The following is a 15346-nucleotide window of genomic DNA, read 5'->3' on the forward strand; positions in this document are numbered from 1 at the left end:
ACACGCGCAGGCCCGCCAAGGCCGCTGCCGAAGCCTCTCGCCTCTCGGAGCCGCCGAAGCCTCGCGCCACGCGTGGGGCCGGTTTTCCAAATCCACCGCCCGGCACGCCTGTCGCACGGGCGCCACCGGCGTCTCATCTTGCCGCAATATTCGAAATACCTGGCCCCGGCGGCACCGGTAGTGTCGGGTTTCAAACCCACAGTCCAGCGCAGGTCACGGCCGGGGCGCGACTGCCGCGCCCCGGCCGCACCGATCAGCTGCCCTCGGCTTCGGTCGTGACCGCGACCGGCATCGCCCAGCCCTTGCCTGCAGCGACCTGGAGGGTCGCCCAGCTTGCCGCGAGATTCCGCACGCTCGACGCCAGCGTCAGCCGCGAGTTCGCCAGCGAGCGCTGAACGTCCAGCAGATCGAGCAGCGTCGTGGTGCCGCCGTTGTAGGTCTCACGCGACAGCGACACGACCCGCTCGTAGGAGTTCACGCTGCGGCGATAGGCCGAGACCGCGCGGCGATTGCGCAGGTAGTCGGTCTGCGCCGACTGGACCTCTTCGACCGCGCTCAGCACTTCCGATCGCCATGCGAGTTCCGCCTGCTTCGCCTGCGCGACGGCCTGGTCGCGGCTGGCGCGCAGCAGCGGCTGGCTCAGCACCGGCACCGAAAGCTGCGGTCCGAAGGACCAGCTGCTCACGCCTTCGGTGGCGCTCACCGTGCCGCCGAGGCTGAGCGACGGGTAGAGCTGCGCCTCGTTCACCCCGATCCGCGCCACGGAGGCGGCAAGGTCGCGCTCGGCGCCGCGCACGTCCGGACGATTGCGCAGCAGGTCCGCCGGAACGCCGACCCCGGCGCTGCCGGAGGGGCTGGGCTGTGCCGCGCCGCGCTGAAGCCGGCTCTCGATGCTCTGCACCGGCTGGGCCAGCAGGGTGGCGATGGAATAGGCCGACGCGTAGAAGCCGCTTTCCAGCGAGGGCAGCGACGCACGGCTGTCGTCCAGCGCCGCCTGCGCCTGCGCCTCGTCGAGCGCGGTTGCGGCCCCGGCCTCGCGCTGGCTCTGCACCAGCGACAGCGTCTCGCGGCGGGTGTCGAGCGTCTGCCGCGTGATCGCCAGCGCGTTCTGGTAGTAACGCAGGTCGATGTAGTTCGAGACCAGCGCCGACAGGAAGGCCAGCCGCGCCTCGCCGACGCTCAGCTCGGCCGATTGCAGCGATGCCAGCGCGGCCTCGCGCGAGCGGCGCTCGCCCCCGAAGAGATCGAACACGTAGGACGGGCTGAACCCTCCGGTGGTCGTCGTGGTGGTGCCATCGACGGTCTCGCCTCCGGCGCGCGTGATCTGTCCCGACGCCCCGCCCGAGATCTGCGCCGGCAGCCCCGTCGCGCGGGCGGCGGCCTGTGCTTCGGCGACGCGGGCAATGGCGGTCCGGATATTGAGGTTCTGGTCCAGCCCGGTCTGCACGAGGCTGTTGAGCGTTGCATCGTTGAAGGCACGCCACCAGTATTGCTCGGAGGCCTTGCCGATCGGTGCGGCCGCGCCCTCGGCGAAGCTGACCGCAAGCGTCTGTTTCGGCGCCTCGTAATCCGGACCGACGGTGCAGGCGGCGAGGGCCGTCGTCGCGGTCAGGAGTGCCAGTTTTATCTTTTTCATCTGCTCGTTACTCTCTCTTCGGCCCAGCGGACCAGTCGCATGATGAGCGCGTAGAGCGCTGGCACCATGAAGATGCCTGTGAATGTCGACGCCACCATGCCTCCGATCACGCCCGTGCCGGTGGCATTCTGTGCCGCAGCGCCGGCCCCGCTCGCGGTGGCCAGCGGAAGGACGCCAAGGATGAATGTCGACGCGGTCATCAGGATGGGGCGCAGGCGAAGCCGTGCTGCCTCGATCGCCGCCTCTGCGATGCTGCGCCCCTGAGCGCGCAAATCCTCGGCAATTTCGACGATAAGGATCGCATTCCGGGCTGCAAGTCCGATCGTGGTGAGCATCCCAACCTTGAAGTAAACGTCGTTAGATTGGCCACACACCCAGGCCGTCAGGAGCGCTCTGAGCACCCTCACGGGAACCGCGAGCATCACCGAGAACGGGATTGACCAGCTTTCGTAGAGCGCCGCAAGGGCGAGGAAGATCACGAATGCGGAAATCGCGTAGAGCCAGGGCGCCTGATCGCCCGACTGCCGCTCCTGGTAGCTGATGCCGGTCCAGGCGGCGCCCTGCGACGAGCGCGCGGTCATGTAGATCATGCCCTCGAGCCCGGTCATGGCGTCCTCGATGACCCGCGTCACCGAGTTCTCGACGGCCTCGGCGGTGGCGCCGGAATAGGTCGCCGAGACCCGCACCGCGGTCGGCGCGATGTCGGGATATTGCGCGACGGGCAGCGACACGAAGGACCATGCCCCGGCAAGCATGGTCATCAGGGCGAGCACCCAGGCGAAGACGGGGCGGCGGATGAAGAACAGGCCCATCGGGTTTACTCTGCGTCCTGCGCCGCGCCGTCGTCGGGGGCGGCCCCGGCTCTGCCGCCGCCTGTTTCCTCCCCGTCGTCCTGCCGCACCTCCGTCACGACGCGGTCGTCCGAGATGGAGACCGGCACCGTCGTGACCTGCGCCCCGTCGGCAAGGTTGCTGAGCCCGTCCATGACGAGCGCCTCGCCGTCCTCGACACCGTCGGTGACGATCCACGCGTTCCGGTAGCTGCCCTGGCTCGTCAGCCTGCGCTGCTGCGCCGTGCCGTCGACGGCGACAAGGGCCGTGAGCGTGCCGTCCGCCGCGCGCGAGGTCGCCCCCTGCGGCACCAGCACCGCCGTGGTCGTGCCAAGCGTCATGTCCACCCGCGGGAACTGCCCCGGCAGCACCCGCCGCTCGGGGTTGTCGAACTGCAGGCGCAGCTCGGTGGTGCCGGTTGTGGTCGAGACGTTGACGCTGGGCGAGACCATGCGGCCCTCGCCCGAGTAGGTCTCGCCGGTCTCGAGCTGCAGCGTGATCCCCAGCCGGTCGCCGCGCTGCAACGTCCCGGTGTCGATCTTCTCGCGGATCTGGCCGATGCGGCGGCTCGTTTCCTCGACATCGACGTAGATCGGATCAAGCCGCGTGACGGTGGTCAGCGCGTCGGTCTGGTTCTCCGTCACCAGCGCGCCGACCGAGACGGTGGGCACCGAAGGGAAGCTCGCGATCGGGCTGGTGATCTCGGTGCGGTCCAGATCGAGCTGCGCCACCTACAGCGCGGCGCGTGCCCCGCTCAGATCCGCCTGCGCCTGCTTCAGCGACACCCGGGCCGAGGCGAGTTCTTCCTGGGTCACGCCAGTGCCCAGCAGGCGTTGGTAGCGGTCGACGGTCTCCTGCGCGGTATCGACCGAGGCCTGCGCCAGGTCGACCTCGGCCGAGGCGGAGGTGACCTCGGCGCGGTAGGTCTGATCCTCGATGCGGAAGAGCACGTCACCGGCCTAGAGCGAACGCCCGGCGTCATAGACGATCTCGGCGATCATGCCGCCGACGCGCGGGCAGATGTCGACCTGCTGATAAGCCACCGCGCGGCCCAGGACCGTCTTGGTGAAGGGCACCTGCGCGGTCTCGAGCGTGACCACGCCGACCTCGATCGCCCGCCCCGCCGGCCCCATGCCGCCCGGCGCCTGCGCCCGGCCGGCATGGGGCTGCGTCACCAGAAAAAGGGTCGCCATGATGGCAGACAGGAACGGGAACGGGCGAGTGGCGGAAAATCTGCGTATGAAACCTCACGAAGGGCGCGCGGCGAACGGTCTGGAGGGCATTGAACGGCGCCGCGCCGGATTTCCGTCGAAGCCATGGAGAAAAAATGTAAGAAAGATGCGACATTTCACGACCGGCGGCACCGCACACCTGACCGTGCGACGCCACGTCGCTTGATTTCGCCGCACAGACCTTCCATCTTTTACAGAGACGAAGGATCGGTTGCGGTCGATCCTTGTCAAACCGCGTTGCTGCAATACCATTTGTTGCACAGCAAGGAGACAGGAAGACATGAACATGCCCCGCCTCGTGCGCCTCTACATCCTGCAAACCCTCATGGGCTTCGGCCTTTCCACGGTCTTCGTGGGACTGCTGCTCTGGCAGAACGTGGCGAACCTCTACCACCTGGTGACCAGCACCGATGCCGGTTTGCTGGCAGTGTTCCTGCTCTGGCTGTTCAATGGCCTTGTGTTCGCCGGCGCACAGTTCGCCATCTCGATCATGCGGATGCAGGACACGGACACCCCGCCGTCGGGCGGCAAACGCGCGCCCACTGTCACGATGCAGCCGGTGCCCGTGCGCGTCGCCGCCGAGCGTCCGAAGGACCGCGCACATCTGCTTCACCGCCGCCGCTGACCGGACGGCGCCCGACCAGACACGACAAAGCGCCCCGCGGGGCGCTTTTTTCATGCCGGGCGGACCGGCTGTCGTCTGTCTTGGAAAAGCGGCGGGAACCGCGGCGACCGTGTGGTTATCTCATTCCCGAGGACCTGTATATACAGGTGGGCGCCAGGTAACCGGACCAGGGCCCGGACAGAGCCAGCTCCCTCGGAATTGCTTAAGGCCACCGGAATGCAACCGTGTCACGGGAAGCGCAGAAACCCGCCTGACCCGCGAGATAAGATGCGTGCAGGCCCACGGCAAGGGGCCTTGCACGATTCAGCCCGCCTCATCCGTCACGAAATTGTAACGCTCGAGCTCTTCCGGCAGCAGCAGGTATATCTCGTCCGCCGGGGTGGTCAGCGCGTGGCTCATTACCAGCGGGTCGATCCCCATGTCCTCGAGGTAAATCATCACCTCGCCCTGCCCCCGCTGGATGTCCTCGACGGCAACAAAGGCCGGCAGGATCGTGCTTTCTCCGAAGTAATGCTGGTGCACCCCGACCGAGGCCCCCTCTTCCACCTCCCGGGTCTCGCCCCCGGCAAAGAGATAGGGACAGGCCGAGTAGCAGATCTCGCCGCGCAGCAGCCGCGTGCCGATCCCGCCGGCGCGCAGGTGACGGCCCAGCTCCAGCGCGTCGCGCACCGAGCCGCCGGGGCTTTGCAGGATCACGGTCTCCACCGCCGGTTCCGCCGAGTCGATCCGGTCGGCGATGCGCGCGCCGTCGCCTGCCGCGATGGTCCCCTCGAGCCTCCAGACCCCCGCCTCGCCGCTCTCGGTCAGGGTCAGACGCTCGGGCATGTCGCCGGGATCGCGTGCGGGGTTCAGCGGCGGGCGCTCGTAGTCCGGGCTGTAGAGACGGCGCTGGTCGCCCGGCCGAACGGGCTCGGAGGTACGCGGCGCAGAGGGGCCGAAACTCGGCAGGCGGATGCCCTCGCGCATGTCGCCGATGATGAGGAAACCCGCGATGAAGAGCTGGAAGACAAGCACCCCGCCCAGTACCCGGCCGATGGAGCTGCGCCCGATCATGCCGGGTCGCCCTTGTCGCGCGGCGCCTCCGGCTGCGGCGGCGTGGGCGCCTCGGAGGGCGCCGGGTCCACCGGCCGCGCGCCGCTCGGCGCAGGCTCGGCCCGGCTGTGCACCTCGGGCATCCGCTCCATGTCGGTCTCGACGTCGCGCAGCGCCGAGATCGCCGAGCGCAGTTCCGACAGGGTCATCGTGTCTTCGACCGCCGCGCCGTCGCGGTTCTCGCGGATCGCCGCGTGGGTGATGGCGGTGATGAACACCAGCACGGCCGGCAGCAGGTCGATGGCGATGGCCCCCGCCCAGGACGGCACGAAATTGCGCGCATAGAGGATCACGGCGTCCGCCGAGGACACCGGCGTATAGGTCACCTCGTCCGCCGGGGTCATGGCCATGACCTCGCGCGCCGCCTCCTCGAGCGTGGCCGCCCGGCTCGCCAGCGTGTCGAGCACCGAGTCGATGGTGGCGGTCTGGCTGCCGCGGATCTCCTCGGTGCTGCCATCGAGCTCGGGCAGCACGACCGAAGCCGAGAGGTCCTGCGCCGCCCGCGCCACCAGCGGCGCGACCGAAAGCTGCCGCAACTGGGCGATCAGCCCCTGCAGTTCGACTGCCGCCTCGGAAAACTCGACCGAGCGCGCCTCGACCGGGCCGGGTTCGACCGTCAACGCCCGCATCCGCGACAGGATCGCGTTGCCCTGGTCAAAGGCCCGCTCCACCGGTTGCGTCTGGGTGGCGATCTGTTCCTCGAGCCCCTCGAGCTCGGCTGCCTTCTGCCGCAGCACACGGAACACCGCGCCGCGTCCGGCAAGCCCCGAGAGCGTGCCGGCGGCCTCCTGCTCGGAGAGATCCTCGAAGCTCTGCCGCACGCGGGCTACGTCCCGCTCCAGCGACTGCGCCGAAAGCGCCACCTCGTGGCTGCGCTCGAGCGACGCCTGGTAATCCTGCACGGTTTTCGCGAGGTGCTGCTCGACCGCCGCCGAGCCCGCCAGCGCCGCCGCGTTCAGCCATGACGACATCGCCACGATGGCCAGGCTGCCCACCGCCATCGCCCCCATCAGCCCGATCCGCGCCGAGGCAGTGCGCACCGCCGGAAAGAGGCGCATCAGGTAGGACCAGAAGACGAAGATGCCGACCGAGACCGCCACCGAATAGGCGATGGCGGCGAAGACCGACATCGAGCCGTTGTCATCGAGCAGCGAGGACACCCCGAGGTAGGTGTAGATGCCCGAGGCCACCGCCAGCACCCCCAGCGCCGTGCCGGAAAACGTGTCGAGCCAGTTCAGGTGATCCTGCAGTTCGCGCGCGTTGCGCACGCCCCGCGCCTGGTGCCGCGGCAGTCCGGATTCGTCGCTCATGCGTGGGGCTCCCTTGATCGCAGTGCCTCTTGAAGTAGGCACCCCGCCCGCTCAAGGAAGAGTGACAGGCGAAATGCTTGCATCTGTTCACGTATTGTTCATACGATTGCAGCATGGTTCTGGCTCCCGATCCCTCTCTCATGCCCGGTCAGCTTCTGGCGCGCGGCGTCTGCCGCCACCTTGCCGGCGGGCATGGCTTCTCCGTGATCGAGGAATTCGTCCCCGAGCGCGGCAAGCGCGTCGACGTCATGGCGCTTGGCCCCAAGGGCGAGATCTGGATCGTGGAATGCAAGAGCAGCCGCGCGGACTTCATGTCCGACGGCAAGTGGCAGGGGTATCTCGAGTGGTGCGACCGCTACTTCTGGGCAGTAGACGAGGCCTTTCCGACCGACCTGCTGCCCGAGGGCACCGGACTCATCATCGCCGACGCCTATGATGCGGAAATCCTGCGGATGGGCCCCGAGAGCAAGCTCGCCGGCGCCCGGCGCAACGCGCTGATCCGGCGCTTTGCCGCCCATGCGGCGCGGCGCCTGCACGGGCTGCGCGATCCTGGCGCCATGCTGGATGGCCCGGGCTGATCACGACGGCTGGTCGCTCAGCGGCGGCCCTTGGCCCGAAGCTTGCTCGCAGCCGCAGCGGCGGCGCGGATCTCGTCGGCAATCTCCTCGGCTTCGTCCGGCTCGAAGTCCATCGGCACTTCGAGGTCGCCCGCGGCGATGAAGATCCGCACCATGCCCTGATCGGTCGGCCCGATCTGGAGATTTGCCTCGATGTCGCGTTCGGTATTGATACCCATGACGTTGCCCTCTTGTCGCCGCGCGGCCTCATGCGCCGCGGCATCTTGGCGAGGTAGCCCCGGCACGCTTGATTTGCAAGACGCCCGGTGAAAGCCTTCGCGCATGTGCGCCGCCGCCCTTACCCCCTACTCGGCCCCTGACCAAGACTGGCTGGTCGCGGCCCACGGCGCGCTCTACGCCGAGGCCGAGGGCTTCGATGCCACCTTCCCGGCGCTGGTCGACGACATCCTGCGCGCCTTCGAGCGCGACCACGATCCGCGCTGCGAAGCCGGCTGGATCGCGCGCGACGGGCGCCGGCGGCTCGGCTCGATCTTCTGCGTCAGATCGGACGACACCACCGCGAAACTCCGGCTGTTCCTGCTGCTCCCCGAGGCGCGCGGCATGGGGCTCGGGCAGCACATGCTCGACCACGCGCTTGGCTTCGCACGCGACGCGGGCTACCGGCGCATGACGCTCTGGACCCACGAGAGCCACCGCGCCGCCTGCGCGCTCTACGCCCGCAACGGCTTTGCCTGCCGCTCGGCCACGCCCGTGCACAGCTTTGGCGTCGACCTCGTCGAACAGCACTGGGATCGTGCACTTTAAGGCCGAATTTCGGGTTGCAATCCTTCCGAGGCAGCGCTATCTCCCCCGCAACGTGCCGCCTTAGCTCAGTAGGTTAGAGCGCTTGATTGTGGATCAAGAGGTCTCCCGTTCGAACCGGGAAGGCGGTACCACCACCCCCCTTTCCAGCACATCCAAGCTACCGGAAACGCTGCGATTCACATGCGGTCCGCGGTGTGCTGCGCTCAGCCCAGAAGCCGGCGCAGGCCCGTGGTGATCCCGAAGAGAATCGCCGCCGCGCAGACCATCGACGGCCCCGCCGGAGTGTCGAAGACGAACGCCCCCCAGAGCCCGCCAAGCGCCGAGAGCGCGCCGAGCGCCGCCGCGATAAGCACCATGGCTTCGGGGCTGCGAGCGAAGGGTCGCGCCGCGGCAGCGGGAATCAGCAACATGGCGCTGACCAGAAGCGCCCCCACCACCTTGATCGCCAGCGCGACCACCAGCGCCAGGGCCAGCGTCAGGATGCGCTGCTCGCGTCTCGGGTCGATGCCGCTCGACCAGGCCAGGTCGGGCGAGACGGTCGCGGTCAGCAGGGCCTGCCAGCGCCAGCCGATGAGCGCCAGCACCGCGACTGCCCCGCCCCAGATCACCCCGAGATCGGACCGTGTCACCGCAAGGATGTCACCGAAGAGATAGGCACTCAGGTCCAGTCTCGCACCGGGCACGAAGGTCACCGCCACGAGACCGAAGGCCAGCGCGCTGTGGGCCATCACCCCCAGCACCGTGTCGAGCGCGAGCCCGCGCTCGGACAGCGAACTTACCAGCAGCGCCATGATGAGCGCGACAAGCAGCGTGCCGAAGACGATCGGCAGCGCGGTCGCCAGCGACAGGGCCACGCCCAGGATCGCCGCATGCGCAGTGGCATCTCCGAAGTAGGCCATCCGCCGCCACGCCACGAAGCAGCCCAGCGGCGCCGCCGCCAGCGCCAGCCCCAGTCCGGCCAGCGCCGCGCGCACAAGGAAATCGTCGAGCATTCAGTGCGGTCCCGTTTGGTTGACGGGTGCCCCCGTCGCGTGGTCATGAGCGCAGGCGCCGTCGTGTCGGTGGCCGCCGTGATCGTGCCGGTAGAGCGCCAGCGCCCCTTCCGTGCCGGTGCCGAAGAGCGCCCGGTATTCCGCCGCCTGCGCCACCACCTCGGGATGCCCCTGGCAGCAGACGTGGCCATTGAGGCAGACCACCCGGTCCGAGGCGCTCATCACCACGTGCAGCTCGTGGCTGACCATCACGACGGCGCAGCCGAGATGCGCCCGGATATGTTCGATCTGCCGGTAGAAGGCCGCCGAGCCCGGCTGGTCGAGCCCCTGCGTCGGCTCGTCGAGCAGCAGCACGTCGGGCCGGTCCAGCAGCGCTCGCGCCAGCATGACCCGCTGGAACTGGCCACCCGACAGCCCGGCCATGGGGCGATCCCCGAGGTCACCGATTCCCGCCTCTTCGAGCGCGGTCTTGCGCACGGCGGGCGCGACGCGCCTCGGCAGCGAGAGGAAGCGCATCACCGTCATCGGCAAGGTCGGGTCCATCTGCAGCTTCTGGGGCACGTAGCCGATCCGCAGGCCCGGCTTCCGCGTCACGCTGCCCGCGTCGGGCTTCAGCGCACCGACGAGCACCCGCAGCAACGTCGATTTCCCCGAGCCGTTCGGCCCGACGATGGTCACGATCTCGCCCGGCCCGACGTGGAAATCCACCCCGCTCAGCACCCGGTGACTGCCGAGCGTGACCTCGAGCCCGGTCGCCTCGATCAGGCTCATGCCCGCGCCTCGCGGCAGGCCGGGCAGAGGCCCTCGGCCTCGATCACCATGCGCGACACCTCGAAGTCGATCTCGGCGGCCGCCCCGCGCACCGCTCGCGCGATCCCCTGCGACGGCATCTCGGCGACCGCGCCGCAGCCGGTGCAGATGAGAAACGCCGGCGCGTGGCGCTCGCCGGGGGCGGCGCAGGCGACGAAGGCGTTCAGCCGCTCGATCTTGTGCGCGAACCCGTGCCCCACGAGGAAATCCAGCGCCCGGTAGACGGTCGGCGGCTGCGCTGCCAGACCCTCGGCACGCAGCACGTCCAGCAGCTCGTAGGCGCCCATGGCGCGATGCTCCTGCAGGAGAATCTCCAGCACCCGCCGTCGCTGCGGCGTGAACTGCAACGCCTGCGCGGCGCAGGTTTCCTCGACCGCCTCCAGCGCCTGGGCGATGCAGTGGCGATGATCGTGTCGGGTGAAGCCGAGCGCGTCCATGGCAATCTCCGTAAACTCGAGGGGTTGATATGTTATACTATCGCCGCTATCAACCCCGCACGTTATATCATAACACCCATTGAAGAAGGACCCGTCATGCTCAGATATCTCCTCCCCGCCGCTCTGGTCGCGAGCCCGCTGGCTGCCGAACCGCCGCGTGCGGTGACCGACATCGCGCCGGTGCAGGGGCTCGTCGCCTCCGTCATGGGAGAGCTCGGCAGCCCCGAGGCGCTCGTGCCGAGCAGCGCCTCGCCGCATGACCACGCACTCTCGCCCTCCGAAGCCCGCGCCCTCCAGCAGGCCGAAGTGCTGTTCTGGATCGGCCCGGACCTGAGCCCCGGCCTCGGCCGCAAGATCGAGGCCATCGCGGGCGACACCCGGGTCGTGGCGCTCGGCGAGCTGCCGCAGACACGGCACCTCGCGGCCCGCGACGACGTCCTGTTCTCCGGCGCCGATGAAGACACCGAAGATCATGGACACGCGCACGCCGAAGACGACCACGCAGACGAAGAGGGCCATCACCACGGCAGCGACGACCCGCACGTCTGGCTCTCGCCCGACAACGCCCGCGCCTGGCTCGAGACCATCGCCGAAACGCTCGCCGAGGCCGACCCCGAGAACGCCGACACCTACCGCGCCAACGCCAGGACCGCGCAGGCCGCCATCGACGATGCCGTGGCCCGCGCGACCGAGAGCCTTGCGCCGGCCCGCGAGGCACGCTTCGTCGTCTTCCACGACGCCTACCAGTATTTCGAACGGGCGTTTGACCTCGATGTCGTCGGTGCGCTCAGCCTCTCCGACGCCAGCGCACCGAGCCCCGCCAGCCTTTCCGCGGTGCGCGACGCGATCCGCGACAGCGGCGCCCGCTGCGTCTTCGCCGAGCCACAGTTCGATCCGCGCCTGATCGACGCGGTCACCGAAGGCAGCGAAATTGCGGTCGCGGAACTCGACCCGCTCGGCAGCGACATCGCGCCCGGCGCCGGGTTCTACCCGTCGCTCGTCGACGATCTGGCGACACGCATCGCCGACTGCGCCAGCCAGTAGCCTCTGGTGGCACCGCTTCGCCCTTCTTCTCTTTCCAAATACCCTCGGGGGTGAATGCGGCGCAGCCGCAGAGGGGGCAGCGCCCCCTCCCCCCTCACCAAATGCACGGTCCGCGCACCGCCGCCACAGGACAGCACCCGCACAGACCCTGCGCCCGAGCGAACCGCCGCGCCTCTTGTCGCGTGCCGCTCCCGCCCCCTATTTCCAGTCCCGACAGGCGCCAACACCGCGCCACCTGAAAGGACCGGCCCCATGAAACGCATCGGATTTCTCTCCTTCGGCCACTGGTCGCCCACCCGGGGCAGCGAGGTCAAAACCGCCGCCGACGTGCTGACGCAGTCCATCGACCTCGCGGTCGCCGCCGAAGAGCTCGGCCTCGACGGCGCCTACTTCCGCGTGCATCACTTCGCGCAGCAGCTCGCATCGCCCTTCCCCCTGCTCGCGGCCGTCGGTGCCCGCACCTCGCGCATCGAGATCGGCACCGGCGTCATCGACATGCGCTACGAGAACCCCTTCTACATGGTCGAGGACGCGGGCGCCGCCGACCTGATCTCGGGCGGCCGCCTGCAACTCGGCATCTCGCGTGGCTCGCCGGAGCAGGTGATCGACGGCTGGAAACACTTCGGCTACCGCCCGGACGCCGGCGAAAGCCCTGCCGACATGGCGCGGCGGCACACGCAGGTCTTCCTCGACCTGCTGCAGGGCGAGGGCTTCGCCGAGCCGAACCCGCGGCCGATGTTCCCCAACCCGCCCGGTCTCCTGCGGCTCGAGCCCCATTCCGAAGGCCTGCGCGAGCGGATCTGGTGGGGGGCCGGCTCCAACGCCACCGCCGAGTGGGCGGCCCGGCTCGGCATGAACCTGCAAAGCTCCACGCTCAAGGACGACGAGACCGGCGAGCCCTTCCACGTCCAGCAGGCGCAGCAGATCCGCGCCTACCGCGCCGCCTGGGAAGCCGCCGGCCACGCCCGCAGCCCTCGTGTCTCGGTCAGCCGCTCGATCTTCCCGCTGGTCAGCGACATGGACCGTCGCTACTTCGGCCATGGCGGCAAGGAAAGCGACCAGGTCGGTATCATCGACCAGACCCGCTCGATCTTCGGGCGCGGCTATGCCGACGAGCCCGACCGGCTGGTCGCGCAGCTTGCCGGCGACGAGGCCATCGCCGAGGCCGACACCCTGCTTCTGACGGTCCCGAACATGCTCGGCGTCGACTACAACGCCCATGTGATCGAGACCGTCCTGCGCGAGGTCGCCCCGGCGCTCGGCTGGCGCTGATCCCGCGCGGCCGGGGGTCTCAGAGCCGGCCGGTGCGCCCCTCGAAGGCCTCCAGCGTCACGCCCGCGCCGGTCAGCGCATCGCGCACCGCGCGGGCGATCAGCAGCGCCGTGCGGCCGTCCCCATGCAGGCAGATCGTGTCGGTCGCCGCCGGGATGTGCTTGCCGCTTTCGGTGATGATCGCCCCCGCCTGCACCATCTCGACCATGCGCCGCGCCGCCACCTCGGGCTCGTGGATCACCGCGCCGGGCTGCGACCGGTCGACCAGCGTCGCGTCGTCGTTGTAGGCCCGGTCGGCGAAGATCTCGCCTGCCCAGCGGCACCCCAGCGCCTCGACCGCCCGCTGCTGCGCGGTCTCGGCCAGCACCATGACGATGATGTCGGGATCGACCGACAGCGCCCCCTCGTAGGCCGCCTGCGCCAGTGCCGCGTCCTCGGCGCAGGTGTTGGCGAGCGCGCCGTGCAGCTTCAGGTGCCGCACCTTGCCCCCCGCCGCCTGCGCCATCGCGCGCGCCGCGCCCAGCTGGTAGGCCACGAGGTTGCGCAGGCTGTCCGCCGGAAGCTGCATCCGCCGCCGCCCGAAGCCCTGCAGGTCGGGGTAGCCCGGATGCGCGCCGATGCCAGTGCCGGTCTCGACCGCCAGCTTCATGGTGCCCGCCATGACGTCCCAGTCGCCAGCGTGGAAGCCGCAGGCGATATTCGCCGAGGTGATGACATCGAGCAGGTCCTCGTCCTGCCCCATGACCCAGGGCCCGAAACTTTCGCCCATGTCCGCGTTGAGATCGACCGATGTCATGCGTGTCTCCTAGTGATCGTGATGGTCGCCGCTGGAAAATCCGCTGACCAGCTTGTGGGTAAGAAGGTCCGGCACGTCCGCCGGGTGGCGCACCACCGGCTGCACCCGGCGCGGCAGTTCGCCGAGATGACGCCGAAAGACCGCCTCGACCGCAAGAGCCGCGTCGAGCGCCAGCCACTCGAAGCGCAACCGCGCCCCGGCCGGCGCCTGCGCGATGCGCGGCAGGTCGGCGGGGATGACGGTGGCGAGCCGCGGGTAGCCGCCGGTGGTCTGGCACTCGGCCATCAGCACGAAGGGCGCGCCGTCGCCGGTCATCTGGATGTCACCGGGCGAGATCACCTCGGAGACGACGGAAAGTCCGCACTCGACCCCGTAGCCCGCGCCGTCGGGGGTGAGCTTCACGCCCATGCGGTTGGCCCGGGCATCGCGGACGAATACCTCGCTGCCGAAACGCTCGCGCTGCGCGGCCGGAAAGAGCCCGGTCTGCAGGCTTTCGACCACCCGTAGCGTGCCGCCCGAGAACCGGTCCTCGACCGGCAGCTTCAGCCCGGTCTCGCCGCCTGTGTCCGCGGCTACCGCCAGCCGGTCGCCGGCCTCGACCGCGCGGCCCAGCCCGGCCGTGAGATGCGCCGACCCGGCGCCGAGGATTTCCGGTGGCGCGAAGCCGCCGCCCACGTGCAGGTACCCATAGGCCCCCGAGGTCGCGGGCCCGATCTCGAGCCGCGCGCCCGCCGGCAGCAGGTGCGAGGCGTGCCAGGTCAGCGGCGCGCCTTCGAGCGTCGCGCGCATCGGCGCCCCGGTGAGCGCGATGCGCATGTCGCAGGTCGCCTCGAAAAGCCCGCCGACACCACCCATCTCGAGCGCCACCGCCGGCCCCTGGCCCAGCAGCGCCGCACCCTCAGCGAGCGCCAGCCGATCCATCGCTCCCCCGCGCGACAACCCCTGAGTGATCCAGCCCGGACGGCCCGCGTCCTGCAGCGTCAGCGCCGGTCCGGCACGGTGCACGACCAGCTCCCGGCTCATGCCAGCGCCTCCCACCGCGCGCCACCGTCGAGCGTGTCGACCATCCGTTCGAATTCTTCTTCCGAAACCGCCGGGAACTCCACCTCGTCCCCCGGCGCCAGCAGGAACGGTCGCTCATGGCCCATGCGGAACAGGGGCGCCGCGGTCTGCCCGACATGGCGCCAGCCCGTCGGCGCGGTCACCGAAAAGATCACCAGCTGCCGGATCGCGAGCACCAGCGCCCCCTTCGGCACCTTCGGCGTCAGCGCCTGCTGGCGGGGGATATCCCAGGCCTCTGGCAGCTCCCCGAGATAAGGCTGACCGGGCGCGAACCCCAGCGCCGTCACCCGCACCCGGGCCTCCGACAACGAGCGCCGCGCCGCCGCCTCCGACATCCCGGCCGCCTCCGCGGCCTCGCCCAGTTGCGGCGCAAGACGGCCGCCGTAGACCGTTGGAATCCGATGCAGCCGCCGCCCGCCCGGCAGCTCCGCCGCCAGCCAGTCGCGCCCGTCCAGCATCTGCCGCAGCCGCGCCTCGAGATCCGCATGCGACAGGTGCAACGGATCGAAGCGCAGGTAGCAGGACACCAGCGACGACGACGTCTCCTCGACACCGTCGAGCCCCGCGCGCGCGACCTCGGCGCGAAAGGCGATGGCGGCACGGTTGGCAGGCTCGCTCAGCCGGTCGCCGAAGCTCACCAGCATCCCGTCGATGCCCGCGGTGCGAATGATCGGAAAGCCCGGCATGTCCAGTGGCATCAAACCGTCCCCAGCATCAGGAATTGCATGAACGACAAGGAACCGCAGACCGCCCGCAACCGCAAGCACCCCTGGCTTCTTCGGTTGGAAAATACCTCGGGGTGAATGCCGCCAACGGCGGCAGAGGG

The 15346-nt window shown here is 69.6% G+C and carries 19 protein-coding genes and 1 tRNA gene; 6 read left to right on the forward strand and 14 right to left on the reverse strand.

Annotated elements, in window-relative coordinates; genetic code table 11:
* Positions 1 to 253: 253 nt before the first annotated feature.
* The 5 genes from D6860_RS07515 to D6860_RS25645 are packed head-to-tail and all read right to left on the reverse strand — an operon-like array spanning position 254 to position 3659.
* A complete protein-coding gene (locus tag D6860_RS07515) occupies positions 254 to 1636 on the reverse strand; it encodes an efflux transporter outer membrane subunit (protein ID WP_076622215.1) in 1383 nt (460 codons plus the stop codon).
* Entirely contained in the window at positions 1633 to 2448 is an 816-nt protein-coding gene (locus tag D6860_RS07520) for an efflux RND transporter permease subunit (RefSeq protein ID WP_076622216.1), read from the reverse strand. Before D6860_RS07520 ends, D6860_RS07515 begins: the two co-directional genes overlap by 4 nt.
* A 5-nt stretch (positions 2449 to 2453) precedes the next feature.
* Complete coding sequence (locus tag D6860_RS25635; RefSeq protein ID WP_076622217.1) at positions 2454 to 3197, reverse strand: efflux RND transporter periplasmic adaptor subunit; 744 nt, start codon at positions 3195 to 3197, stop codon at positions 2454 to 2456.
* Positions 3198 to 3416 carry an efflux RND transporter periplasmic adaptor subunit gene (locus D6860_RS25640; protein WP_017469508.1) on the reverse strand — a complete coding sequence of 73 codons (219 nt, stop codon included), beginning with the start codon at positions 3414 to 3416 and terminating at the stop codon, positions 3198 to 3200. It abuts the gene before it with no gap.
* Positions 3417 to 3425: 9 nt separating this feature from the next.
* Positions 3426 to 3659, reverse strand: a complete 234-nt coding sequence (locus tag D6860_RS25645; protein WP_076622218.1) for a hypothetical protein — start codon at positions 3657 to 3659, stop codon at positions 3426 to 3428.
* A gap of 325 nt (positions 3660 to 3984) precedes the next feature.
* On the opposite strand from D6860_RS25645, the gene D6860_RS07530 reads away from it, so the two are divergent.
* Positions 3985 to 4323, forward strand: coding sequence for a hypothetical protein (locus tag D6860_RS07530; protein WP_076625225.1), 339 nt, complete (start codon positions 3985 to 3987; stop codon positions 4321 to 4323).
* Positions 4324 to 4626: 303 nt separating this feature from the next.
* Here the strand turns inward: D6860_RS07530 and D6860_RS07535 are convergent, their stop codons facing one another.
* The gene (locus D6860_RS07535; RefSeq protein ID WP_076622219.1) at positions 4627 to 5376 is read right to left on the reverse strand and encodes a COG3904 family protein; all 750 of its coding nucleotides are present in this window, start codon (positions 5374 to 5376) and stop codon (positions 4627 to 4629) included.
* Positions 5373 to 6725: a hypothetical protein gene (locus tag D6860_RS07540; protein WP_076622220.1), complete on the reverse strand. Its 1353-nt coding sequence runs from the start codon at positions 6723 to 6725 to the stop codon at positions 5373 to 5375. The genes D6860_RS07535 and D6860_RS07540 overlap by 4 nt, the downstream gene beginning before the upstream one ends.
* A 113-nt stretch (positions 6726 to 6838) precedes the next feature.
* Between D6860_RS07540 and D6860_RS07545 the strand changes: the two genes are divergently transcribed.
* Positions 6839 to 7303: an MmcB family DNA repair protein gene (locus D6860_RS07545; protein ID WP_076622221.1), complete on the forward strand. Its 465-nt coding sequence runs from the start codon at positions 6839 to 6841 to the stop codon at positions 7301 to 7303.
* A gap of 17 nt (positions 7304 to 7320) precedes the next feature.
* Here the strand turns inward: D6860_RS07545 and D6860_RS07550 are convergent, their stop codons facing one another.
* On the reverse strand, positions 7321 to 7521 hold the full coding sequence (locus D6860_RS07550) for a DUF6324 family protein (RefSeq protein WP_076622222.1): 201 nt from the start codon (positions 7519 to 7521) through the stop codon (positions 7321 to 7323).
* A 103-nt stretch (positions 7522 to 7624) separates the two neighbouring features.
* On the opposite strand from D6860_RS07550, the gene D6860_RS07555 reads away from it, so the two are divergent.
* Together D6860_RS07555 and D6860_RS07560 are read left to right on the forward strand one after the other, a co-directional pair.
* Positions 7625 to 8107, forward strand: coding sequence for a GNAT family N-acetyltransferase (locus tag D6860_RS07555; RefSeq protein ID WP_076622223.1), 483 nt, complete (start codon positions 7625 to 7627; stop codon positions 8105 to 8107).
* Between the two features lie 54 nt (positions 8108 to 8161).
* Positions 8162 to 8238 (forward strand) — tRNA-His (locus D6860_RS07560).
* Positions 8239 to 8310: 72 nt separating this feature from the next.
* On the opposite strand, the gene D6860_RS07565 is transcribed toward D6860_RS07560, so the two are convergent.
* Genes D6860_RS07565 through D6860_RS07575 form a run of 3 tightly spaced genes read right to left on the reverse strand, consistent with a single transcriptional unit; the run spans position 8311 to position 10346 of the window.
* On the reverse strand, positions 8311 to 9099 hold the full coding sequence (locus tag D6860_RS07565) for a metal ABC transporter permease (RefSeq protein WP_076622224.1): 789 nt from the start codon (positions 9097 to 9099) through the stop codon (positions 8311 to 8313).
* Positions 9100 to 9870, reverse strand: coding sequence for an ATP-binding cassette domain-containing protein (locus D6860_RS07570; protein WP_076622225.1), 771 nt, complete (start codon positions 9868 to 9870; stop codon positions 9100 to 9102).
* A complete protein-coding gene (locus D6860_RS07575) occupies positions 9867 to 10346 on the reverse strand; it encodes a transcriptional repressor (RefSeq protein WP_076622226.1) in 480 nt (159 codons plus the stop codon). The genes D6860_RS07570 and D6860_RS07575 overlap by 4 nt, the downstream gene beginning before the upstream one ends.
* A gap of 96 nt (positions 10347 to 10442) precedes the next feature.
* Here D6860_RS07575 and D6860_RS07580 point away from each other — a divergent pair, with 96 nt between their 5' ends.
* Entirely contained in the window at positions 10443 to 11390 is a 948-nt protein-coding gene (locus tag D6860_RS07580; RefSeq protein WP_076622227.1) for a zinc ABC transporter substrate-binding protein, read from the forward strand.
* Positions 11391 to 11642: 252 nt separating this feature from the next.
* Entirely contained in the window at positions 11643 to 12662 is a 1020-nt protein-coding gene (locus D6860_RS07585; protein ID WP_076622228.1) for an LLM class flavin-dependent oxidoreductase, read from the forward strand.
* Positions 12663 to 12681: 19 nt separating this feature from the next.
* Here D6860_RS07585 and D6860_RS07590 read toward each other — a convergent pair whose 3' ends face one another.
* Genes D6860_RS07590 through D6860_RS07600 form a run of 3 tightly spaced genes read right to left on the reverse strand, consistent with a single transcriptional unit; the run spans position 12682 to position 15218 of the window.
* Positions 12682 to 13458, reverse strand: coding sequence for a LamB/YcsF family protein (locus D6860_RS07590; RefSeq protein WP_076622229.1), 777 nt, complete (start codon positions 13456 to 13458; stop codon positions 12682 to 12684).
* A gap of 9 nt (positions 13459 to 13467) precedes the next feature.
* Positions 13468 to 14481, reverse strand: a complete 1014-nt coding sequence (locus tag D6860_RS07595) for a 5-oxoprolinase subunit C family protein (RefSeq protein ID WP_076622230.1) — start codon at positions 14479 to 14481, stop codon at positions 13468 to 13470.
* Entirely contained in the window at positions 14478 to 15218 is a 741-nt protein-coding gene (locus D6860_RS07600; protein ID WP_076622231.1) for a 5-oxoprolinase subunit B family protein, read from the reverse strand. The genes D6860_RS07595 and D6860_RS07600 overlap by 4 nt, the downstream gene beginning before the upstream one ends.
* Positions 15219 to 15346: the final 128 nt, after the last annotated feature.

The organism is Salipiger sp. D13 (assembly GCF_003703915.1).
In the GTDB taxonomy this organism is placed as follows: domain Bacteria; phylum Pseudomonadota; class Alphaproteobacteria; order Rhodobacterales; family Rhodobacteraceae; genus Salipiger; species Salipiger profundus.

Coding starts and splice junctions, on each gene's coding strand:
- D6860_RS07595 (WP_076622230.1), bottom strand. CDS start 14,481: ATGAGCCGGGAGCTGGTCGTGCACCGTGCCGGACCGGCGCTGACGCTG.
- D6860_RS07540 (WP_076622220.1), bottom strand. CDS start 6,725: ATGAGCGACGAATCCGGACTGCCGCGGCACCAGGCGCGGGGCGTGCGC.
- D6860_RS07580 (WP_076622227.1), top strand. CDS start 10,443: ATGCTCAGATATCTCCTCCCCGCCGCTCTGGTCGCGAGCCCGCTGGCT.
- D6860_RS07530 (WP_076625225.1), top strand. CDS start 3,985: ATGCCCCGCCTCGTGCGCCTCTACATCCTGCAAACCCTCATGGGCTTC.
- D6860_RS07590 (WP_076622229.1), bottom strand. CDS start 13,458: ATGACATCGGTCGATCTCAACGCGGACATGGGCGAAAGTTTCGGGCCC.
- D6860_RS07545 (WP_076622221.1), top strand. CDS start 6,839: ATGGTTCTGGCTCCCGATCCCTCTCTCATGCCCGGTCAGCTTCTGGCG.
- D6860_RS07600 (WP_076622231.1), bottom strand. CDS start 15,218: ATGCCACTGGACATGCCGGGCTTTCCGATCATTCGCACCGCGGGCATC.
- D6860_RS07575 (WP_076622226.1), bottom strand. CDS start 10,346: ATGGACGCGCTCGGCTTCACCCGACACGATCATCGCCACTGCATCGCC.
- D6860_RS07515 (WP_076622215.1), bottom strand. CDS start 1,636: ATGAAAAAGATAAAACTGGCACTCCTGACCGCGACGACGGCCCTCGCC.
- D6860_RS07570 (WP_076622225.1), bottom strand. CDS start 9,870: ATGAGCCTGATCGAGGCGACCGGGCTCGAGGTCACGCTCGGCAGTCAC.
- D6860_RS07555 (WP_076622223.1), top strand. CDS start 7,625: ATGTGCGCCGCCGCCCTTACCCCCTACTCGGCCCCTGACCAAGACTGG.
- D6860_RS25645 (WP_076622218.1), bottom strand. CDS start 3,659: ATGGCGACCCTTTTTCTGGTGACGCAGCCCCATGCCGGCCGGGCGCAG.
- D6860_RS07550 (WP_076622222.1), bottom strand. CDS start 7,521: ATGGGTATCAATACCGAACGCGACATCGAGGCAAATCTCCAGATCGGG.
- D6860_RS07565 (WP_076622224.1), bottom strand. CDS start 9,099: ATGCTCGACGATTTCCTTGTGCGCGCGGCGCTGGCCGGACTGGGGCTG.
- D6860_RS07520 (WP_076622216.1), bottom strand. CDS start 2,448: ATGGGCCTGTTCTTCATCCGCCGCCCCGTCTTCGCCTGGGTGCTCGCC.
- D6860_RS07585 (WP_076622228.1), top strand. CDS start 11,643: ATGAAACGCATCGGATTTCTCTCCTTCGGCCACTGGTCGCCCACCCGG.
- D6860_RS07535 (WP_076622219.1), bottom strand. CDS start 5,376: ATGATCGGGCGCAGCTCCATCGGCCGGGTACTGGGCGGGGTGCTTGTC.